Genomic DNA, 4646 nt, shown 5'->3' on the forward strand with positions numbered 1-4646 from the left:
CCCCGCCGCTGCACTGCGCATACCGTGGACGACTGGGAGGACATGTGACGCAACCGCAGCAGGATCCGCGCCGGGTCAACGTGATCGTCGAGCTGATCGATCACACCCGCGCGATCGCCGACCTCAACGACCGCGCCGACCTGGCCGCGCGGCTGGCGGTGGCCCGCGAGCGCATCACCGACCCGCAGATCCGGGTGGTCATCGCCGGTCAGCTCAAGCAGGGCAAGAGTCAGCTGCTGAACTCGCTGCTGAACATGCCGGTGGCCCGGGTCGGTGACGACGAGACCACCGCGCTGGTCACCGTGATCAGCTATGCCGAGCAGCCGTCGGCCCGCCTGATCGTGTCCGCGGGCGACGGGGTGCCGCCGCAGGAGATCGACATTCCGATCGACGACATCCGCCACGACCTGCGTCGCGCGCCCCAGGCGCGGGGCGCCGAAGTGCTGCGGGTCGAGGTCGGCGCGCCCAGCCCGCTGCTCAAGGGCGGACTGGCGTTCATCGACACTCCCGGTGTCGGCGGGCACGGGCAGCCACACCTGTCCTCGACGCTCGGGCTGCTGCCGGACGCCGACGCGATGCTGATGATCAGCGACACCAGCCAGGAGTTCACCGAACCGGAGATGCGGTTCATCCGCCAGGCCCACGAGATCTGCCCGACCGGGGCGATCGTGGCCACCAAGACCGACCTGTACCCGTACTGGCGCGAGATCTGCGCCGCCAACAACGCTCACCTGCAGCGGGCCGGGCTTGCGCTGCCACTCATCCCGGCCTCGTCGCTGCTGCGCAGCCATGCCATCGAACTCAACGACGCCGAACTCAACTCCGAGTCGAACTTCCCGGCGATCGTCGCCTTCCTCTCCGAGAAGGTGCTGTCCCGGGAGAGCGACCAGGTGCGCGATCACGTGGTTGCTGAAATACGTTCGGCAGCAGAGCATCTCAGCATGTCGGTGAACTCCGAGCTCGCCGCGCTGAACGATCCCGACGAGGCCCGCAGGCTCACCGAGGACCTGGAACGGCGCAAGCTGGAGGCTCAAGATGCCTTACAGCAGACCGCGCTGTGGCAGCAGGTTCTCAACGACGGCATCGCCGACCTGACCGCCGACGTCGAGCACGATCTGCGGGCCCGGTTCCGGGCGATCACCCAGCACATCGAAGGCGTGATCGACTCCTGCGATCCCACCCAGCACTGGGCCGAGATCGGCGCCGAGGTCGAGGACAGCGTCGCCACCGCGGTGGGGGACAACTTCGTGTGGGCCTATCAGCGGGCCGAGGCGCTGGCCGCCGAGGTCGCCCGCACCTTCGTCGAGGCCGGACTGGACGCCATCCAGATGCCCGAGGTGAACGCGGCCGAGATGGGTGCCGGCGTGGGCCGGCTCAAATCGCTGGCGCGGCTGGAGTCCAAGCCGATCGGCAAGGGGCACAAGGCGATCACGAGCATGCGCGGCTCCTACGGCGGCGTGCTGATGTTCGGCATGCTGACCTCGGTGGCCGGCCTGGGCATGTTCAACCCGCTGTCGCTGGGTGCGGGTCTGCTGCTCGGGCGCAAGGCCTACAAGGAGGACATGGAGAACCGCATGCTGCGGGTGCGCAACGAGGCGAAGACCAACCTGCGCAAGTTCGTCGACGACGTGCTGTTCGTGGTGTCCAAGGAATCGCGCGACCGGCTCAAGAATGTGCAACGGCAGCTGCGCGACCATTACCGCGGGATCGCCAACCAGACCACCCGCTCGCTCAACGAGTCGCTGCAGTCCACCATCGCGGCCGCGCGGCTGGAGGAAACCGACCGCAACAACCGCATCCGCGAACTCGAGCGGCAGGCCAACATCCTCACCCAGGTGATCGACAACGCCGACAAGCTTTCGCCCGCAAGGTAACCGGCTACGGTGACGCCGTTCGGGTCTCGTTGAGCCGCGGGCCGGGCCGGCTGGTGCGTGGCCCCGGCGGGTTGGTCACCCGGGTCGGGAACGTGCCCGGGAACGTCGGGGCGACCCGTTCCGACGGCGGGACGTCGGATGTCGACTCCGCGCTCGAGGATGTCGTGCCGCTGGTGGTGCTCTCGCCGGGAAGCCCGATGTCCGTGGTGGACAACCGCACGCTCGGGTAGGACGTGGACGTCGACGCCGTAGTCTTGCCGGCCACCTGAGGCGGCGCGGGCAGATGGGTGCCGGGCGGCAGGACGATCTCGCTGTCGGTCGAGCTCCACTTGGCCGACATCGTCACCACCGCGAACACCAGAATCGCGATCAGCACCAGCCCGAGCAGCCCCGCGGCCGACGTCGCGGCCGACGTGCGGTACCACGGCGTGTTGTGCTGGGGCATGGCGGCTGATCCTAGCTGCGATGCGCGCGGGCCGCCGAACCGTAGACTCGTCGTTCGATGAGCACCAGCGATCAGGTTCGCGCCATCCTGGGCGGCACCCGTCGCGCCTACCAGGGTGAGCCCGCGTACCGCGAGCGGCCGGATGTGTTCGCCGAACTGGACCGCATCGCCGCCCGGCTCAACCAGCCGATTCGGATCGCCCTGGCCGGCACCCTCAAGGCCGGCAAGTCCACCCTGGTCAACGCGTTGGTCGGGGAGAACATCGCGCCTACCGATGCCACCGAGGCCACCCGTATCGTCACGTGGTTCCGGCACGGCCCGATCCCCAAGGTGACCGCCAATCACGTCGGCGGCCGGCGTTCCAACGTGCCGATCGGCCGTGGCACCTCGGGGTGGGCCGGCCTGACCTTCGATTTCGGCCGGCTCGACGCCGACGACATCGTCGACCTGGACGTCGAGTGGCCGGCCGCCGAACTGGTGGACGCCACCATCATCGACACGCCCGGCACGTCGTCGCTGTCGCGGGACGTCTCCGAGCGCACGCTGCGCCTACTGGTTCCCGAAGACGGTGTGCCCCGGGTCGACGCGGTGGTCTTCCTGCTGCGCACCCTCAACGCCGCCGACATCGCCCTGCTCAAGCAGATCGGCGAGCTGGTCGGGGGATCGTCCGGGGCGCTCGGCGTGATCGGGGTGGCTTCCCGTGCCGACGAGATCGGCGCCGGCCGGCTCGACGCGATGCTCTCGGCCAAGGACGTGGCGCAACGGTTCACCGGCGAGCTGGATCGCACCGGGATCTGTCAGGCCGTGGTGCCGGTTTCGGGACTGCTGGCCCTGACCGCCCGCACGCTGCGACAGAGCGAGTTCGCCGCATTGGAGAAGCTGGCGGCGGTGGACACCGCCGAGCTGAACAAGGCGATGCTGAGCGTGGACCGTTTCGTCCGTGCCGAGAGCACCTTGCCGGTCGACGCGGCGACCCGCGCGCAGCTGCTGGACCGATTCGGGATGTTCGGGATTCGGATCTCGATTGCCGTATTGCGCTCGGGGATAACCGATTCCGTCCGGCTGGCCGACGAGCTGCTTGAGCGCAGCGGGCTGGTCGCGCTGCGGGACGTGATCGACCAGCAGTTCGCGCAGCGCTCCGAACTACTCAAGGCGCACACCGCGCTGGTCTCGCTACGCCGCTTTGTCGAGGTGCACCCGATCACCGCAACGCCCTACATCATCGCCGACATCGACCCGCTGCTGGCCGACACCCACGCGTTCGAGGAACTCCGGCTGCTCAGCCAGCTTCGTTCGCGCCCAACGACATTGACCGAAGACGAGATGGTCTCTCTGCGGCGCATCATCGGCGGGTCGGGCACCGACCCGGCCAGCCGGCTCGGTCTGGCCCCCGACGCGCTCGACGACGGGCCGCGCGCCGCCTTCGCCGCCGCCCAACGCTGGCGCCGCCGCGCCGAACACCCACTCAACGACCCGTTCACCACCAGGGCCTGTCGCGCCGCGGTGCGCAGCGCCGAGGCGCTGGTCGCGATGTACGCGGGCTGACTGCTACTGGCCGCCCGGCCGCGGTAACGGGAACGTCGGCAGCACCCGCTGCGTCGAGGTCACCGTCTCGGTGGTCGTGCTCACCGACGTCGACACCGTGGTGCTCGTGCTCGTGCTGGTGCTCGTGCTGGTCGACGGGGCCTCGGTCGTCGTCGTTGTCGTGGTGGTCGGCGACTCGGTCGTCGTAGTGGTCGGCAACTCGGACGTGGTGGTCGCAGTCGGGGACTCGGTGACCGTCTGGGTCGTGCCGCCCGGTTGCGGGGCCACCGACGCCGACGTCGCGGTGGTCGACGTGGTCGACGACGTCGACGTCGCGGACGGCCCGGCGCCGTCGCCGCCGGTGAACTTCACGATCGCGTACACCAGCAGCGCCAAAACGGCCGCGGTCAGCACACCCAGACCGATCAGCGCGGCCGGTTTGCGGTGCCACGGGGTCGGCTCGGGCGGCGGATAGCCGCCGTACCCGGTCGGAGCGTCGTAACCGGGCTGCTGATAGTCGCTGTAGGCCTCGCCGCCGGTACCGCCGTAGTTCGCGTACTGCGTCGGGTCGCTGTCGGAGTAGTTGTTCGGGTCGTCAGAACCGTCACGTGCCACGGGTTCTGATAGTAGCCGTCAGCCGCCGCCGGGCTGGCCGGGAAAGGCCGGACGGTGGGTCGGGCGCACGCTGATCTGCGGCGGCCGAGTCTGCGGCGTGGTGACGTTGGTGCGCCCGTTCTGCGGGTTCTGCGGGTATCGCGGCGCCCAGGTGCCCTGCGCCGGCGGCGGGCTCTCCGGCGGAGGGC

The 4646-nt window shown here is 69.5% G+C and carries 4 protein-coding genes; 2 read left to right on the top strand and 2 right to left on the bottom strand.

Going from position 1 to position 4646, the window contains the following annotated elements:
- Positions 1 to 44 precede the first annotated feature (44 nt).
- Positions 45 to 1874, top strand: coding sequence for a dynamin family protein (locus MSZK_RS04800; RefSeq protein ID WP_199203194.1), 1830 nt, complete (start codon positions 45 to 47; stop codon positions 1872 to 1874).
- A 4-nt stretch (positions 1875 to 1878) separates the two neighbouring features.
- On the opposite strand, the gene MSZK_RS04805 is transcribed toward MSZK_RS04800, so the two are convergent.
- Positions 1879 to 2319 carry a hypothetical protein gene (locus MSZK_RS04805; RefSeq protein ID WP_099245376.1) on the bottom strand — a complete coding sequence of 147 codons (441 nt, stop codon included), beginning with the start codon at positions 2317 to 2319 and terminating at the stop codon, positions 1879 to 1881.
- Positions 2320 to 2376: 57 nt separating this feature from the next.
- Here MSZK_RS04805 and MSZK_RS04810 point away from each other — a divergent pair, with 57 nt between their 5' ends.
- Complete coding sequence (locus tag MSZK_RS04810) at positions 2377 to 3864, top strand: dynamin-like GTPase family protein (protein WP_099245378.1); 1488 nt, start codon at positions 2377 to 2379, stop codon at positions 3862 to 3864.
- Between the two features lie 3 nt (positions 3865 to 3867).
- Here the strand turns inward: MSZK_RS04810 and MSZK_RS04815 are convergent, their stop codons facing one another.
- The gene (locus tag MSZK_RS04815; protein ID WP_099245380.1) at positions 3868 to 4458 is read right to left on the bottom strand and encodes a hypothetical protein; all 591 of its coding nucleotides are present in this window, start codon (positions 4456 to 4458) and stop codon (positions 3868 to 3870) included.
- Positions 4459 to 4646 lie beyond the last annotated feature (188 nt).

It is taken from the genome of Mycobacterium sp. shizuoka-1 (assembly GCF_002723835.1).
Classification (GTDB): domain Bacteria; phylum Actinomycetota; class Actinomycetes; order Mycobacteriales; family Mycobacteriaceae; genus Mycobacterium.